A 15,479-nucleotide genomic window follows, 5' to 3' on the forward strand; every position below is an offset into this window, starting at 1 on the left:
GGTACCCGCCGCTCTACATTCTTTTGTCGTCCCGGCGAAGGCCGGGACCCATAACCCCAGGATGTAGTTTGGCGAAGACTGGGTGTTCGGTACTACGAGCGCTTGCAACCGATAGATCACGCGGTATGGGTCCCGGCTTTCGCCGGGACGACAATTACGCCGACCACGGCTCCGCTTCGGCGGCGCTCTTGGCCTTGGCGGACACCGGGGCCTCGCCGATCACCGCGACGAGCGCGCGCAAGGCTTCCTTCACGCCCTCGCCGGTCGCGCCGGAGAGCAGCAGCGGCGTCTTCTTGGCGGCGCGCTTGAGCCGGTCCTTCTGCTTCTTGAGCTCGTCCGGCTCGACCGCGTCGATCTTGTTCAGCGCGACGATCTCGATCTTGTCGGTGAGCAGCCCGCCATAGGCATTGAGCTCTGTGCGCACGGTCTTGTAGGCCTTGCCGGCGTGTTCGCAGGTCGCATCGACGAGATGCAAGAGCACGCGGCAGCGTTCGACATGGCCGAGGAAGCGGTCGCCGAGGCCCGCGCCTTCATGCGCGCCCTCGATCAGACCTGGAATGTCGGCCAGCACGAATTCGCGACCGTCGGCATTCACGACGCCGAGCTGCGGATGCAGCGTGGTGAAGGGATAGTCGGCAATCTTCGGCTTGGCCGCGCTGACCTTGGACAGGAAGGTGGACTTGCCGGCATTGGGCAGGCCGACGAGGCCGGCGTCGGCAATGAGTTTCAGCCGCAGCCAGATCCAGCGCTCCTCGCCGGGCTGGCCGGGATTGGCGTTGCGCGGCGCGCGGTTGGTCGAGGATTTGAAATGCGCGTTGCCGAAGCCGCCATTGCCGCCCTCGGCCAGCACGAACTTTTCGCCGACATTGGTGAAGTCGTGGATCAGCGTCTCGCGGTCCTCGTCGAAGATCTGCGTGCCCATCGGCACCTTCAGCACGATGTTCTTGCCGTTGGCGCCGTGACGGTCCGAGCCTGCGCCATTCTCGCCCTTCTGGGCCTTGAAATGCTGCTGGTAGCGGTAGTCGATCAGCGTGTTGAGCCCGTCGGCGACCTCGATGATGACGTTGCCGCCGCGGCCGCCATTGCCGCCGGAGGGGCCGCCGAATTCGATGAACTTCTCGCGGCGGAACGCCACGCAGCCGTTCCCACCGTCACCGGAGCGGATATAGACCTTTGCTTCGTCGAGGAATTTCATGGGCCATAGGTAGGCCAGCCGGTCCCCCGCGGCAACCCGGACTTACCCGCAAATCGGCCGAAATTCCGCGAATTTCGCCCCTTGCTTAACCCAAGACGACTTCAGAGGGGCCGTCGCCGGATCAGGAATTTCTGCGTGCCCTCCAGCACCAGCTCCTTGCGCTGGTTGAACACGGTGCTTTTGAGCGTCATCACGCCGGTCGAGCGTCCCGGCATCAGCTCGGTGACCTCGAGCGCGGGATAGATGGTGTCGTCGGCGAACACGGGTTTGAGGAACCGGCTCGATTGCTCGAGGAAGCCGACCAGGGAGTCCTCGACCATGAACGGAAACAGGCCGGCGCCGGGCGCGGTGTGGATCAAGGTCTGGAAGCCGTGGGCGAGCAGATGCGGCATGCCGCGGCTGCGGCAATATTCCACGTCGTAATGCACCGGATGGGTGTCGCCGCTCGCGGTCTGGAACGCCACGAACACCGCCGAGGTCTGGGTCCGGCTCGGCAGCACGAAGCGTTCGCCGACGACGAAATCCTCAAACCAGCGTTGCGTGGGGATCATGCGGTGCCGGGCTGGATCGAAGTCGGTCATGTCAAAGCTCTCTTTGTCGATGAGGCGCCTATCGCTATCGCGATGCGAAGAGTGCGACAATCCGTTCAATTCGGCGGTGGTGGGCTTGTCCTGGTCGCCCACGTCATTAAAACGACCGCAAGCGACGCTAATCGCCGGTTTTTCCGTGCTCTCTCCGCCCGTCATTGCGAGGAGCGAAGCGATGAAGCAATCCAGACTGCCGCGGTGGAGACAGTCTGGATTGCTTCGCTTCGCTCGCAATGACGACCTCTCACACTCCGACTCGCTCCAATGCCCTTCTTCAAGAATCTCTCCGCCTATGACGACCGCTCCGCGCGCCTTGCCGGCATCGCGCTGATGGTGCTGTCGATCTTCATGTTCTCGTTCGGCGACGCCATGGGCAAGTTCCTGGTCGGGACGTATTCGGTGGGGCAGCTCTTGTTCCTCCGCGCCTGCGCGGCGCTGCTCTTGCTGTCGCCGATGATCTGGCGGCATCGTCAGGAATTCATTCGCCTCGAACGGCCGTGGTTGCAGCTCGTCCGCGTCACGCTGTCGACGCTGGAGGTCGCCGCCTTCTTCATCGCAACAGTCTATCTGCCGCTCGCCGACGTCATCACCTATTACCTTGCCGGCCCGATCTTCGTCACCGCGATGTCGGCGATCTTCCTGCGCGAGAAGGTCGGCTGGCGGCGCTGGACCGCGATTCTGATCGGCTTCTGCGGCGTGCTGATCGCGTTGCGGCCATCGGCGCAGACCGTCAGCCTGCCGGCGCTGATCGCGCTCGGCGGCAGTCTTTCGTTCGCGACCTTGATGCTGATCACGCGCAGCCTGCGTAAGACGCCCGACATTGTGATGGCGTCCTCGCAATTCATCGGCACGTTTTCACTGGGCGCAGTGTTGTCGGCCTACCACTGGGTGCCGCCGACCCCTGGTAGCCTCGTGATCTTCGCTGCCGCCGGGCTCATCTCGGTGACGGCGCTGTTTTGCGTCAACCGCTCGCTCAAGCTCGCGCCGGCCAGCGTCGTGGTGCCCTATCAATATTCGATGATCGTCTGGGCCGTGATCTTCGGCTTCGTCGTGTTCGGCGACGTGCCTGAGGTCGCAACCATCGTCGGCGCCGCCATCATCATCGGCGCCGGGTTCTACATCTACTTGCGCGAACGGGATCTGGGGCGGCAGAGCGCGGACGTAAATCCGCCGGCGTGAACTGTCGTCACACCGTCGTCCCGGCCTTCGCCGGGACGACACCGGTGAGAGTTGCGCGCCTACCTCATCCTTCGCGCACTGCTCCAGCTCTTCAGCGACGCCCACACGCCGCGCGACAGGCGGAAGCAGTCGACGGGCGTGGAGGAGCCCAGCGCCAGGAAGCGGTGCAGCTGGACGCCGCTCCACTGGAAGCCGCATTTCTCCAGCACCTTGCGCGAGGCGGGGTTGGTGACGCGCGCGCCGGCATAGAGGTGATCGTCCTCGAACTCCTCGAAGAAGAAGTCGATCGCGCCACGTGCGGCCTCGGTGGCGAAGCCCTGGCCCCAATGCTCGACGCCGAGCCAGTAGCCGAGCTCGGCATTGTCGGGCTTCGCGCAGTCGATCCCGACCATGCCGACCGGCCCGCTGTCGTGCTCGATCAGGAACACGGTCTCGCTGCCGATCTCGGCGGTGGCGCGGACGAATTCGACGGCGTCGTCCTGCGAATAGGGATGCGGCAGGCGGCGCGTGTTCTCGGCGACACGGCGGTCGTTGGCGAGCCGGGCGATGGTCCTGACGTCGGCGAGGGTCGGTCGCCGCAAGGTCAGCCGCTCGGTGGCGACGACGCTAGGTCTCGCCTCCCGCAAGGTCACGCTCGAGAAATCCTGCAACATGTCCGGCTCCGTGAAAGTCACTAAGTTAAAGTGAGCAAGTCAAAGATAAGGGGAGGCCGGTTTCCCGCCTCCCCTGGAGCCTATCTGTGGACTCCGCCGGTTTGGTAGGACCCGGCGGACTCCAAATTTGATCCACCGTCTATTCAGCCGCCTCTGCGATCGGGAGCACCGATACGAACGTGCGGCCGTTGGCTTTGGCCTGGAACGTGACGCGACCCTCGATCTTGGCGAACAAAGTGTGGTCCGTGCCCATGCCGACATTAAGGCCGGGGTGCCAGGTGGTGCCGCGCTGACGCGCAATGATGTTGCCGGGAATCACAACTTCCCCGCCGAACGCCTTGATACCGAGGCGCTTGCCCTTGGAATCGCGACCGTTGCGCGATGAACCGCCTGCTTTTTTGTGAGCCATGGCTCGTCTCCGAAATCCTGAGTAGTTCTAGATCAATTCCTTGACGGAATCATTTCACAATTTCTCACGCATCAATTCGTGAATTGGCGTGATCAATTTATGCGGCGGCGTCTTCCTTGGTCGCTTCCTTGGCGACCTTCTCCTTCTTCGGACGCGGGCCCTTGGTGGGCTTGGCGTTGTCCGTCAGGATCTCGCTGACGCGCAGCACCGTGATCTCGTCGCGGTAGCCACGCTTGCGGCGCGAATTCTTGCGGCGGCGCTTCTTGAACGCGATGACCTTGGGGCCGCGCTTGTGGTCGAGCACCTCGACCGCAACGGACGCACCGGCCACCGTGGGCAGACCCAGGATCGGCGTGTCGCCGCCGACCACCAGAACTTCATTCAGCTGCACGATCGAGCCGACTTCGCCTTCGATCTTGCCTACTTCCAGAACATCATCCGGAGCGACGCGGTACTGCCGGCCGCCGGTTTTGATGACTGCGAACATCGTTGTTTTCCTTCGTGTTCAATCCCGGCCTCGCGACAGTTTGTCGGGGCCGGCTTTTTGTCAGTCGCTATGGGTTTATGCGAGTTTTGTGCGGGCGGGAGTTATCCCTTTGAAAACCCACACAAAAACAAGCGGCGCGAGAAACGCCCCGCGCCGGGTGTGGGTCTTATAGCCGCCGGACGCCGCAAGTCAAGGAAAACCGCCGAAAAAGGCCCGGATTTGAAGGATTTGGCCGCCCGCCCGCCCGTCAGCCGATTCTCCGCCGGCTTTGCAACCAACGGGTTCCCGCGCCGTTGTCCCCGAGATTTCGCAAGCGGGCAAGGGCACCCATGGCAACGGACGAACTGGTCGCGACGACGGGCATTGCGCAGCACGGCGCGAGCCGCCTGCCGTCGGTGGATGTCGACAGTTTCAACATCGAGATCAAGGACGAGGACGGTTTTCTCGGCGACCGCGCCAGCAAGGGTGCGTTCCGCGACATCCTCGACCGCTGGCGCAAGCCGCTGCGCAAGACCGGCGAGGACCCGTTCGGCAAGGAGCCGTCGGACCAGATCAGCAAGAAGACACTGGATGCGATCCTGATCGGCGACGACACCGAGGCCTCGGCGCTGGTCCACAGCGCGATCGAGGATTTCGCCCAGGAGCTCGCTTATGTCACGCGGCGCTTCCTCAAGACCAAGGCCTGGGCCAAGACCGAGCGCATCATCGTCGGCGGCGGATTTCGTGATTCCAGGCTCGGCGAGCTCGCGATCGCGCGCACCGAGATCATCCTGAAATCCGAGGACTTCAAGATCGATATGCAGCCGATCCGCCATCATCCCGATGAAGCCGGCCTGATCGGCGCGCTGCATCTGGCGCCGTCATGGATCTTCGAGGCTCATGACAGCATCCTCGCCGTCGATATCGGCGGCACGAATATCCGCTGTGGCCTCGTGGAAACGAGCTGGAAAAAGGCAAAAGACCTGTCGAAGGCCAAGGTCGTGACATCCGAGCTGTGGCGTCATGCCGACGACGAGCCGACGCGCGAAGGCGCGGTCAAGCGCCTCACCAAGATGCTGAAGGGTCTGATCACCGAGGCCGAGACCGAAGGCTTCAAGCTCGCGCCCTTCATCGGCATCGCCTGTCCCGGCGTGATCAACGCAGACGGCTCGATCGAGAAGGGCGCGCAGAACCTGCCGGGCAATTGGGAGAGCAGCAAGTTCAACCTGCCGGCGAGCCTGAGCGAGGGCATCCCCGAGATCGGCGAGCACGACACCGCGATCCTGATGCACAATGACGGCGTGGTTCAGGGCCTCTCCGAGGTGCCGTTCATGCAGGATGTCGAGCGCTGGGGCGTGCTCACCATCGGCACGGGCCTCGGCAATGCGCGCTTCACCAACCGCCGCAAGGACAATGGGAAAGACCGTGATTCTACCGAGAATGGGAAGAAAAAGGCTAAGTCTGACAAGGAGTAACCTTGACTGGTTAGGTTAAGGGACGGATTGCGTTGCGGTGCGTGGGGCACCCGCTACGGTCGAATTGTCGCCTCACCTGGCCGGCGAAGCCGCCCTTCCTGGCCAGCATTTCAATGAGCGGCACCGGGACCGCCAGTGTTTACCGCGTCTGGCGGTCCCGACCCCTCTTTCGAGTCCCAGAGCGTTTTCGAGCGAAGTGGATGCCGCTTCGCGTCAAGGAAACGCGTCAAAACAAGAATCGAGCGCCCCGTTCCGATTCCATCGGAACGGAATTGGCGTTCGAGCTTCAGCTCCAGCCGACGCGCTGAAAGAACGCCGCGATCTCCGCGGCCGCGCGATCCGGATCTTCCCGATGCGGGAAGTGACCGGCGCCGGGAAACATCGCGAGATCGAGCGCGCTGAACGTCTCGCCGAGCCGATCGGTCCACGCATAGGGAAACAGCGGATCGTGCTCGGCCCAGCGCACGCAGGTCGGCACATCGATCGGCGGCAGCAGCAAGGCTTCGCCCTTCATCATCGCGACGCGCCCGGCATGCGAGGCGCGATAATGCGCAAAGCCGCCGGCGAGATTGCCGTCCTTGAAGAAGTTGTCGGCGAAGGCGTCGAGGACGTCGTCGAAGGCGTCTTTTCGATGCGCCCAGCCCTTCAGGAAGTGGCTGATATAAAGGCGGCAGTTGTCGCGGCTGGCGCCGACGAGCGCGGGCGCCATCTCCATCTGGTGGAAGGACTGGTACCAGATGTGGTTGAGCCTATCGGGCGCCGCCATGCGCGCTCCGATGCCGGGATAGACGAAATCGAAGAAAAACAGCCCCGCGAGCTGCCCCAGTGCCCGCCGCGCCAAAGGCTGCATCACGGCGCCACCGACATCGTGGCCGACGACGCCGAATCGGTCGATGCCGAGCCCGTCCATCAGCGCCAGCATGTCGGCCGCATGCCCGTCCGGCCCGTAAGGCCCGTCAGGCTTGTCGCTGTCGCCGAAGCCGCGCAGATCGGGCGCGATCAGCGTGAAGCGATCGGCCAGCCGGGCCATCACCGGCTCCCAGGTCAGCCAGAATTCCGGCCAACCATGCAGCAAAAGCAGCGGTTTGCCGTGGCCGGCGCGGACCAGGTGGAAATCGGCGCCATTGGCCTTGATCGTCAGATGCTCCACAGCGGTTCCTCCCGGGCTGAAGGACGCGGGGGTGAAAGAGGCAGCGGATTTTCCCCTTTCGCGCCTTGTCTGGCCCGCCATCCTCGCCTATTAACGCCCCCAACCACAGGGGCCCTGCTCCTAATATGGCGCCTTCAGGAGAGGTGGCAGAGTGGTTGAATGCACCGCACTCGAAATGCGGCATAGGTGCAAGCCTATCGGGGGTTCGAATCCCTCCCTCTCCGCCATCCAAAGTGACGATCGGAAGTCACCCTTCGCCACTTTCTGAGGCCTAAAAAAATAATTGCGGACAAGGTTTTCGGCGCATTTCGAGAGAATGTAGCCGTGTCTGTAGCCAACAAAGTAGTTCCCGGTCGCTATCTCGTCGTCACCGGCTTCCACACCTATTTCCAGATCAGGGTGCCGAAAGCGCTTGCCGGTTGCCGGAACCTCCCCCCTCTTAGAGTGAGCCTCGGCGTTCTGCCGCGCCGAGAAGCACAGCGGCGGGCCGAGGAGCTCGCCGTGCTGGCGCGGCGGCTATTTGCGGAGAGGCGATCGATGGGCGAGGGCGAGGAAATACCGCCGAGTGGCACCGAAGAGTGGTTGAAATGGCTCAAGGGGGTGCTGATCCGGGGCGCGGTGGCGCTGCGGCAAGGACCGCCGCCACGGTCGCCGCTGGAGGTGGCTGCGCATGCGGCCATTGGTCACCTCGTCGAAATCGAGCGGGAGGTCGGTAAAGGCGAGGGTGGTAGCCCGATCGTCGTGGCGAATGCTGACCGTCTGCGTCCGGTCTATTACGATCGGTTGCGCACGTTGGGCGCCTTGTCTGATGCGCTCGTCACAGACCGCGACAAGGACGCCCTTTACGATAAGCTGAATGCGTTTGCCGACGCGTCGTTGGGGCAGCCAACGAGGGCGGCGAATACGCCGCCGATGGCCGCCGCTACGGCAACTTCCGAGCTCCTCATCTCGACACCTGATGCGCCCATGGTGCCGATGCAGCAGTCCGCAATACCGCCTGAGTCGGTGCCGCGGGCACTGACTACTGTTGTGTCGACGGCACCAAAATTCAGCCAGCTCCTGCATGACTACATTGCGGTGCGCGCTGCGGCAGGGGCAGAAAAAGGTGAGCTGGATACGCTGCGCCTTCGCTGCGATACTTGGATCGGGGTTATGGGCGATCGTTCGGTCGATCAATACAAGCCGCGCGACCTTCAGACCTACGTCAACGCGATGCAGTATTGGCCGCAGGGCGTCACCAAGCGCAACGATCCGGAAATGGAGGGCAAGAGCGTTAAAGAAATCTTGGAAGCCAATAGAGACTTGCACCTCAAGCCACTCAAGCGCAAATCGATGGAAGACGGCTATGTGGCGAACATCAAGACCGTATTTAGCCATGGCATTCCCGACCATGACTACACCTACCCATTTGCCAACGTCCGTTTGCGTTGGCCGCCAATTTATGCGCCGTCGGCGCGACGGGAGCCGCTGAGTCTCTCGGTCCTCAATCAGGCCTTCATTCTTGGCGTGCAAGACCGGGTGCTCGATGGGGCGATGTTGCCGCTGCTCACCTATCTCACGTCGCGCCGGATCGGAGCGTTGTGTTATCTGTGCGGTGAAGATATCCGTCAAAAATATGGCGCCTGGGTCGCGCGAACGGACGGCATTGTTTGCGAGAACGGTGTTTGGAAACGCGTCCCGATAAAGACGGACGAGAGCACTACTCCGTTCGTGTTCCACCGCACGTTCGAAGAGATCGGGTTCATCGATTGGGCGCGTCGCCAGAACGGGTTCGTGTTCAAGATGATTCACGACTACGCCAATGCCGCCAAGCAGACGTCGAAGAACTTAAATCGCCTTCTGCGTCGCGCGGGCGCCATCGGCGGCAACATTGAGGTCTTGCACTCGATGCGTGGCGACATGATCGATGAAATGCGCGACCGCAAAGTTGACCCGCGTGCACGGCGTTTGCAGGCTGGTCATGAGCTTGGCGACGAACACGAGAAATACGGCAGGCGTGCACTGACGGCAGCCGATTGTCGCAAGCTGCGCAACCTGAAGCTGCCTAAGGACCTTGATTTTTCGGTATTTCACGGGTTGGACTTTGATGCCCTTGCAGCGGGGCGGCGGACGATGGGGCGGAAGACTAAGGGGCCCGAATGATTGCCGTTCCGATGGTCGACTTGGCCCGCGGCACGGATCGATAGCGCACTTTGCAGACGCAGCGCCAGGTAACTGCGGTGCTCTTGCAAGAAGGCGGCCTCTGAAGCATTGGCTTCGGACAGGATTTAGTCGAGCTCAGCGATCGGGCGTATGTCCTTTCACCGATATGTCGCGTGATCGGCGGGGAAATATCAAAAAGACGAATGAGGGAGAAAAATCGAGGTAGTGGAATCGACTTATTGAGATAGGCCTATTACGATTTTGTTCCCTAAGGTTGTGGCGCTCCGGCCGCTCAACAGAGCTATGCCGGTTCGATCTCGGCCGACCGCACCAATTCGCTTGTTGATCCTCACCCCCGCATGCCTGTTCTCAGCGATCAAATTTTGACGGACTTGCTTGGCAGTATCGAAGCCAACCGGCTGATGCTGCTTTGTGGCGCTGGCCTTTCGATCCCCTCGCCTAGCAGTCTCCTTCCCGCATGGAAGGTGGCCGAAATTTGCTACGAGAAATGGCGAGCGATTGAGGTGCTTCCCGAACCTTTACGAAACGATCTTGATGCGTTGGCCGGCCACTTTCATCAGGCCGGTCATTTCAAAGATCGCTTCCTGGGGCTTGTTCCGTGGGCTGAGTTACTTGGCCAGCCCAACGCAGGGCATGCGGCCGTGTCCGATCTTCTTGTGGCGCGCGCCGCGCACTCCATCCTCTCTGCCAACTTCGATCCACTGATCGAGTCCTGGGCCAAAGCGCGGAAGGTCGATTTGCGCGGCGCTCTTGACGGTGCGGAGGCGAACGAATTTAGCGCAGCAACCAATCCACTTCTCAAATTTCACGGGTGTCTCGATCGGGACCGACCAGCAACTCTATGGACCCAGCGACAACTCCAGGAAGCTGACGTCCAGCAGCGCATTCAGAGCATTAAGCACTGGCTTGCCATAAACCTGCCAGGCAAGGATTTGTTGATCGTTGGATTTTGGACTGACTGGGGATACTTCAATGCTGTCCTCGCTGACGCGATTGCCGTGGGCGGCATCCGCAGCGTGGTGGTGATCGATCCTTCGCCGACAGAGGCACTTCGCCAAAAGGCGCCGGAGCTTTGGGCCAACCTAACTGCCGGGACGCACTTCACGCATGTTGCCAGTTCGGGCGATGCGGCACTCGATGAGCTGCGTACAGCTTTCTCAAAAGTGTGGGCACGTAGGTTCTTCGGGCTCGCCCAGCCCATGACCCCCGGCGTTGCCCCGCCAGACCCGTCCAACTGGCAGGGCGACGAACTCTATGATTTGCGTAGGGACGCCGAAGGCATCCCCTATAACCGGGCCGCCAAACAGAAAATACCCGGCCCGGAGTCCGCGCAGGCTGCCCTTGCTCATGTACTTTTGACGCAGGCAAACGCGACACGCGAAGGCGCCTGGTATAGACTTAACGACAAGACCATTAGGGTCGTCCAGGGAGGAGGCCAATCGCTCTCCACAGTGCGAGAACGATACGACGAGCCGCCGGCACTTGCATCGCCCGACATCGTCATTTGTGCAGGTGCCATTGACCTTACCATACCGGCGACCGTCATTCCGGCCGGAGCTGGCGCAAGTGTTGTCCGGCCAGCAAGAGGGGGCACCGCGAAATGGCTAACCTTGGAACAAGCGCGCGCGGAACTTGAGATATGACAGACCTGCTTTCGACTCTTCAGTTGGTTCTCAAGGACGGCGGGTATCAATGCTGGTTAATGCCGGTTGATCGACGCGCGGGAGTATCGTTTGAGGACGATGCCTTGTTGGGTTTTGGCTATATCTTCGACGACCCCCAAACACTGATCGAGCGCTGGCAGGCCCAGGAGGCTGCAACCCTGAACCGCTTCGCTTCCCGTCTTCGCGAAGCAAATGACAAAGCCTGGAACATTTACTCGCTCTTCATCTGCGCCGCCCCAGCCGATGAGGAACAATCACGGCTGATCCGGCAAATCGAGGAGAACCTAGAACGAACCCGCAAGATAGCAGCCTGCGGCGTCGGGACGGTCGATGAAGTTATAACTGCTCTGCTCCCCATTCTACCGCTGCAATATCGCCCCTCACTTGAACAAGAAAACTATGCTGATCGCCTGCGTCGCCGTATCGCGGACTTCGCACCCGAGGCCGCGGACGCGGCGCTTAACGAGGATGTGCCCGCCGCTGAAGTCGCCGCCATGCTGGGGACCAGATGATGAAAATCGAATTCGTCGAGGTCGCCGGATTTCGAGGCTTCAGGGAGCGGATACGCTTCGAACTGCCGGCTGGTTTTGCCATCCTTACCGGGCACAATGGGGCGGGCAAGAGTACGGTGCTGGACGCCATTGATTTTGCCGTGACTGGCTCAATCAATAAATACACGATCCGCAATGCTCGTGGCGGTGGGCTGGAAGATCACATTTGGTGGGTCGGAACCGGTGAAGCCAAAGAAAATTTTGTCTCGGTAGGGTTTGTTAAAGATGATGGGAACCGCTTCACGGTCACCCGCACGCGCCGTGGTCTCGTAGACAAAGCCCGGGACAACATCAATCTATTATGTGGCGGCGAAGACACCCGTGTCTCGGCCGAGACGCTGATGAAAACGACGCTCATCAGGGATGAATCGATTGTTCGCTTAAGCGTTGACCAATCGGAGCAGGCCCGATTTGAGGCTGTCCGCGAGGCTATTGGCGGGCTAGTCGGTCCAGACTTTGCCGAGAGAACGCGGGAAATCCTCGACGCAGCCGTCAGCACGAGAGACAGCCAGCAACGGCGTCTAGAAAACCTCCAGGTCGAACTTGGGCGTGCCTTAAGCTCACTTACGGAAGCGCGAAGCTTGGCCGAGAAATCGCCAGACGTCGCCGAAGCCATGAAGACGCTCGAAGACATGACGCTTTCGCTTCCCTCGGAAGGCGGCAATGATGCGCTACGCCAGATCGTTGCAGACAAAAAGCAACGCCTTGCCGAGCTTGAGAGGCTTGTCTCTGGCGCTTTTGATTTAGAGCCGGATCTTGCGACCATTCGGTCAAAAGAATGGAACGACGATCTATCCGCGAAACGGACATTGCTTGCGTCAGCGAAAGATCGGCTAGCGGCTGTCCAAAGCAGTCTCAGTGCAGCTGTCCGAGCTCGTGATGCGGAACGCGAGAGCGACCTCTTCGCGTCCCATCTCGCCGCTCTCGTCGATCACGGCTCACAGCTGGGCTTACAGGACGGGCACTGCCCTCTCTGCAACGCTTTTCGGTCGAAGGAGGAGTTCGAGGCGGCTGTGTCCGCAGCGCGGACTAAGCTCGCGGGACGCGACGCAATGCTGACACAGGCCGAGTTGGCCGTGACAGAAGCTGAACGAGCAGTTTCTGCCGTACGAGAAGACATCAATCAAACAAGCGCCGCAGAAGCCGCGCTAACAATGCGCAGCAACCAAGTGCTCCAAGCCATCCGTGACATAGGGCGCGGATTTGAGAGGCTCGGATTCAAAGCAAATCCGGAGGAGCCTGATCTTGCGCAAGTCGCATTGCTGGATGAGCAGGAAGAAATCGCGCGCCTCGAACGGGCGCTGTTCATTCTGGAGGCGTCAGGAGCTGCGGACCGCGTCGCAACCTGGCAAAATCGAGTGGGCGGGTTGCGTACGACCATTGATAGCGAGTCAGCGAAGTTAGCCGACGCCGAGCGAGCTGTCGCAAGGGCACGTGAGATTCAGGCCGCTGCCAAGACCGTCGCCAACCAGATTTCTGCCGAGCAGTTCGATACCGTGATGCCGCTCCTGCAAGAGCTGTATCGCCGTCTTCGGCCACATTCGGAATGGCGGGAAATTGAGTCGGACTTTGGTGGAAAGGTGCGAGGTACTCTCAATTTCACGGTCGGCGACGGCCGTAATGTTCAATTTCTGTTTAGTAGCGGCCAGCGGCGAGCGGCTGGGTTAGCGTTCCTGTTGTCCATCCACCTTTCTCGGCGTTGGTGCGAATGGCGGACGCTTTTGCTCGATGACCCTGTCCAGCACATCGATGACTACAGGGCGCTTAATCTTGTTGAGGTGCTATCCGCCATCCGGCGCACAGGTCGCCAAGTCATCGTCGCCGTCGAGAGCCGGGCGCTAGCCGATGTGCTCTGCCACAAGCTCCGAAGCACATCTTTGGAGCTCGGTCGCCGCTTCGATCTAACGATGTCGACGACCGGCTCTGGTAGCGTTGCGGAGATCCAAGATATTGTCCCCATGCCTCGCGAAATACTGCGGCCTGCACAGGCTTCCTAAGGCACACTCTTATCCACCGGACCGCAATGAAGGCCCGAATTTACTCGTCTCGGTAGTCGTTGCGCTGACCCATTTCAAATCCGAAGGTGCGACCGTCTTCGGACGATACAATGCATTTTATCGCGTTGTTTTGCCAGGCGGAGGGGGGGAAGGGAGGAAAAGGGGGAGGTGCTATGGATCGGATTTCGAGAACCGCCGGTCGTCGTGGCGGGTCTTCAATAAACGCAGCGGGCGCTTGGCGTGGCGCTGGCTTTTGGGAAAGACGATCAGTTCTCCGCCAGGGAGCCGCGCGAGTTCTTCCGCCGTCATCAGGCGCGCGGCAGTCGGCGCAGTGGTTGTGCTTGTCCGCCTCTTTGAGCTGCTGACGTCATTGCTGTGCGACTCTTGCATGAGCGTAAAATTCGACAAAGCTCTCGACCAGAAGTCGCACTCGTCAGGATCGACGCTGGCCGGATCAGAAAGAGTGACGAATTCGGCCGTGCGCAGCAGCGTTGCGGCATCATCGCGCCCATAGATCGCCGATATCTGACTTCTGTCCTGCCAAAAGGTCCACAGGCTCGCTTGATATCCAGGCAGCTCGCCGGAGGCGACAATCAACTCCGAGAACCGCCCCAACGCGCGGGCCTCATCGACGAAAATTAGGGTGCGCTCAATGGGCGGATGTCTGCGGATTGCAGTGAACAAGTCCACTAAGAACCATCTGATGAATGGCCCTAGCACTTCCAGTGCCTCTGTCGGCAGGGTGAGAAAGATATCGATTTTATCGCGGCAGAGCTCGTCAAAACGAAATGTGCTCCGGTTCGTCAGCCGCTGCATGCGGTCATCGTCGCACCACTGAAACGCCTGCTCCGCTGTCGAAAAAATTGGATCGCGCGTGCGCGCCTCCATGGCCAGCAATGTGCGCACACGGGCTGTAATGATGTCGTTGTCTAGTGAAGCAAGGTGCTTAGAAAGTTTATCCGGATCGCTAAGCAACTTCGAGACGAATTGAGGTTTCGCCTCGTTCGCTGCGATCGCCGCTCGCATAGCGGTAACGATCACATCGCTCGCGCGGTTCTGGAAATAAGCGCCTTCAGATGTCGTGGCGGCGGGCAGCAGAGCGCGCGCGATACTTTGCATATAGAGGACATCAGTCGCATCGATGGCCTGCATGGGGCACCATCCATCAGTACCGCCGACCAAATTCATCGGATCAAGACACACCACGCGTCGCCCAAACGCGCGCCGCCGTTCGGCAACGGCCTTGAAGACTTGCCCTTTGGGGTCGATGACCACACTGGGACCACGCCAAGTATCGTCTCCGAGCGCCCAAAGATTCGGGATTGCTAGCCCCGAAGTCTTACCCGTCCGGGGCGGCGCAATCGTCAGAAAATTCCCTTCGAATGCGACTCTGAGTGGCCGCCCAGTATCCGGATCGATGCCAAGTTCGACACCTTCGCGCATCGCAGCCTTCTCGCCGGCATTTGCCCACCGCGCGTTGCCAAAGGTGCCGCGCGGATCACGGGCCGGCAGCGCTCTCTTTTGCAGCAGCCACCCCGCGGCGGCTATGGGCGCAAGAAAAATTGCGAGCACGTGCCAGAGTCCCCCTGCAGGGAATGCAGGACTGATGGCACAGGCCATGTCAACGTAGGCCTCGAGATTGACGAGCGCGTCGAGCCCGCGGATCGTCCAGAACCAGCCGCTCGGCCGGATGACGACATCGGGCCAAACGTCGATGTTAAAACCATGGACGGTGAGCGCGGCGAGTGGATAGCCAAAAAGCGCCGCAGCCAAAGACACACCGCAAAGGGTGACGTATCGTGAGAGAGAGCTCATCCTTGCGTTTATATAATTACCAAGTGTGGTCGTCTCCAGCATCGGTTGGTTGGGCCAACAATGTCCCAATAAGAATTTTTCATTCCATCGTCGGGCCAACTTCTGCCAAGCAGGTCCAACAAATTGCCAATCAAAGTCCAACAAAAGAAACATTCACACCCCACGCACTAAAGTG

13 protein-coding genes and 1 tRNA gene are annotated in these 15,479 nt (G+C 60.7%); 7 read left to right on the forward strand and 7 right to left on the reverse strand.

Translation table 11 applies throughout. The annotated features are described in order from the left end of the window. Positions 1-154: 154 nt before the first annotated feature. Positions 155-1,195, reverse strand: coding sequence for a GTPase ObgE (gene obgE, locus BM118_RS28665; protein WP_092189605.1), 1,041 nt, complete (start codon positions 1,193-1,195; stop codon positions 155-157). A 101-nt stretch (positions 1,196-1,296) separates the two neighbouring features. Then, on the reverse strand, positions 1,297-1,776 hold the full coding sequence (locus tag BM118_RS28670) for a MaoC family dehydratase (RefSeq protein WP_177234773.1): 480 nt from the start codon (positions 1,774-1,776) through the stop codon (positions 1,297-1,299). A 270-nt stretch (positions 1,777-2,046) separates the two neighbouring features. Here BM118_RS28670 and BM118_RS28675 point away from each other — a divergent pair, with 270 nt between their 5' ends. Continuing rightward, on the forward strand, positions 2,047-2,961 hold the full coding sequence (locus BM118_RS28675; protein WP_092189609.1) for a DMT family transporter: 915 nt from the start codon (positions 2,047-2,049) through the stop codon (positions 2,959-2,961). A 59-nt stretch (positions 2,962-3,020) separates the two neighbouring features. Here the strand turns inward: BM118_RS28675 and BM118_RS28680 are convergent, their stop codons facing one another. The 3 genes from BM118_RS28680 to rplU all read right to left on the reverse strand — a co-directional run bounded on the left by BM118_RS28680 (position 3,021) and on the right by rplU (position 4,510). Beyond that, entirely contained in the window at positions 3,021-3,614 is a 594-nt protein-coding gene (locus tag BM118_RS28680; RefSeq protein ID WP_177234774.1) for a GNAT family N-acetyltransferase, read from the reverse strand. Between the two features lie 139 nt (positions 3,615-3,753). Further along, complete coding sequence (gene rpmA / locus BM118_RS28685; protein ID WP_011083253.1) at positions 3,754-4,023, reverse strand: 50S ribosomal protein L27; 270 nt, start codon at positions 4,021-4,023, stop codon at positions 3,754-3,756. Positions 4,024-4,120: 97 nt separating this feature from the next. Further along, positions 4,121-4,510: a 50S ribosomal protein L21 gene (gene rplU / locus BM118_RS28690; protein WP_011083252.1), complete on the reverse strand. Its 390-nt coding sequence runs from the start codon at positions 4,508-4,510 to the stop codon at positions 4,121-4,123. 329 nt (positions 4,511-4,839) lie between these two features. Between rplU and BM118_RS28695 the strand changes: the two genes are divergently transcribed. Continuing rightward, complete coding sequence (locus tag BM118_RS28695) at positions 4,840-5,964, forward strand: ROK family protein (protein WP_092189613.1); 1,125 nt, start codon at positions 4,840-4,842, stop codon at positions 5,962-5,964. A 286-nt stretch (positions 5,965-6,250) separates the two neighbouring features. Here BM118_RS28695 and BM118_RS28700 read toward each other — a convergent pair whose 3' ends face one another. Next, the gene (locus tag BM118_RS28700) at positions 6,251-7,114 is read right to left on the reverse strand and encodes an alpha/beta fold hydrolase (protein WP_092189615.1); all 864 of its coding nucleotides are present in this window, start codon (positions 7,112-7,114) and stop codon (positions 6,251-6,253) included. Between the two features lie 137 nt (positions 7,115-7,251). On the opposite strand from BM118_RS28700, the gene BM118_RS28705 reads away from it, so the two are divergent. The 5 genes from BM118_RS28705 (at position 7,252) to BM118_RS28725 (ending at position 13,489) form a co-directional block, all read left to right on the forward strand. After that, positions 7,252-7,341 (forward strand) — tRNA-Ser (locus BM118_RS28705). A 97-nt stretch (positions 7,342-7,438) separates the two neighbouring features. Continuing rightward, entirely contained in the window at positions 7,439-9,256 is a 1,818-nt protein-coding gene (locus BM118_RS28710) for a site-specific integrase (protein ID WP_092189617.1), read from the forward strand. Positions 9,257-9,615: 359 nt separating this feature from the next. After that, entirely contained in the window at positions 9,616-10,920 is a 1,305-nt protein-coding gene (locus BM118_RS28715) for an SIR2 family protein (RefSeq protein ID WP_092189619.1), read from the forward strand. After that, the gene (locus tag BM118_RS28720; RefSeq protein WP_092189621.1) at positions 10,917-11,453 is read left to right on the forward strand and encodes a hypothetical protein; all 537 of its coding nucleotides are present in this window, start codon (positions 10,917-10,919) and stop codon (positions 11,451-11,453) included. Before BM118_RS28715 ends, BM118_RS28720 begins: the two co-directional genes overlap by 4 nt. After that, positions 11,450-13,489: an AAA family ATPase gene (locus BM118_RS28725; protein ID WP_092189623.1), complete on the forward strand. Its 2,040-nt coding sequence runs from the start codon at positions 11,450-11,452 to the stop codon at positions 13,487-13,489. The genes BM118_RS28720 and BM118_RS28725 overlap by 4 nt, the downstream gene beginning before the upstream one ends. A 171-nt stretch (positions 13,490-13,660) precedes the next feature. Here BM118_RS28725 and BM118_RS28730 read toward each other — a convergent pair whose 3' ends face one another. Continuing rightward, entirely contained in the window at positions 13,661-15,457 is a 1,797-nt protein-coding gene (locus BM118_RS28730) for a type IV secretory system conjugative DNA transfer family protein (RefSeq protein WP_244550264.1), read from the reverse strand. Between the last annotated feature and the right edge of the window lie 22 nt (positions 15,458-15,479).

The organism is Bradyrhizobium sp. cf659, assembly GCF_900113725.1.
Lineage (GTDB): Bacteria > Pseudomonadota > Alphaproteobacteria > Rhizobiales > Xanthobacteraceae > Bradyrhizobium.

Coding starts and splice junctions, on each gene's coding strand:
- BM118_RS28720 (WP_092189621.1), top strand. CDS start 10,917: ATGACAGACCTGCTTTCGACTCTTCAGTTGGTTCTCAAGGACGGCGGG.
- BM118_RS28730 (WP_244550264.1), bottom strand. CDS start 15,457: ATGTTTCTTTTGTTGGACTTTGATTGGCAATTTGTTGGACCTGCTTGG.
- rpmA (WP_011083253.1), bottom strand. CDS start 4,023: ATGGCTCACAAAAAAGCAGGCGGTTCATCGCGCAACGGTCGCGATTCC.
- BM118_RS28725 (WP_092189623.1), top strand. CDS start 11,450: ATGATGAAAATCGAATTCGTCGAGGTCGCCGGATTTCGAGGCTTCAGG.
- rplU (WP_011083252.1), bottom strand. CDS start 4,510: ATGTTCGCAGTCATCAAAACCGGCGGCCGGCAGTACCGCGTCGCTCCG.
- BM118_RS28675 (WP_092189609.1), top strand. CDS start 2,047: ATGCCCTTCTTCAAGAATCTCTCCGCCTATGACGACCGCTCCGCGCGC.
- BM118_RS28695 (WP_092189613.1), top strand. CDS start 4,840: ATGGCAACGGACGAACTGGTCGCGACGACGGGCATTGCGCAGCACGGC.
- BM118_RS28715 (WP_092189619.1), top strand. CDS start 9,616: ATGCCTGTTCTCAGCGATCAAATTTTGACGGACTTGCTTGGCAGTATC.
- obgE (WP_092189605.1), bottom strand. CDS start 1,195: ATGAAATTCCTCGACGAAGCAAAGGTCTATATCCGCTCCGGTGACGGT.
- BM118_RS28680 (WP_177234774.1), bottom strand. CDS start 3,614: ATGTTGCAGGATTTCTCGAGCGTGACCTTGCGGGAGGCGAGACCTAGC.
- BM118_RS28670 (WP_177234773.1), bottom strand. CDS start 1,776: ATGACCGACTTCGATCCAGCCCGGCACCGCATGATCCCCACGCAACGC.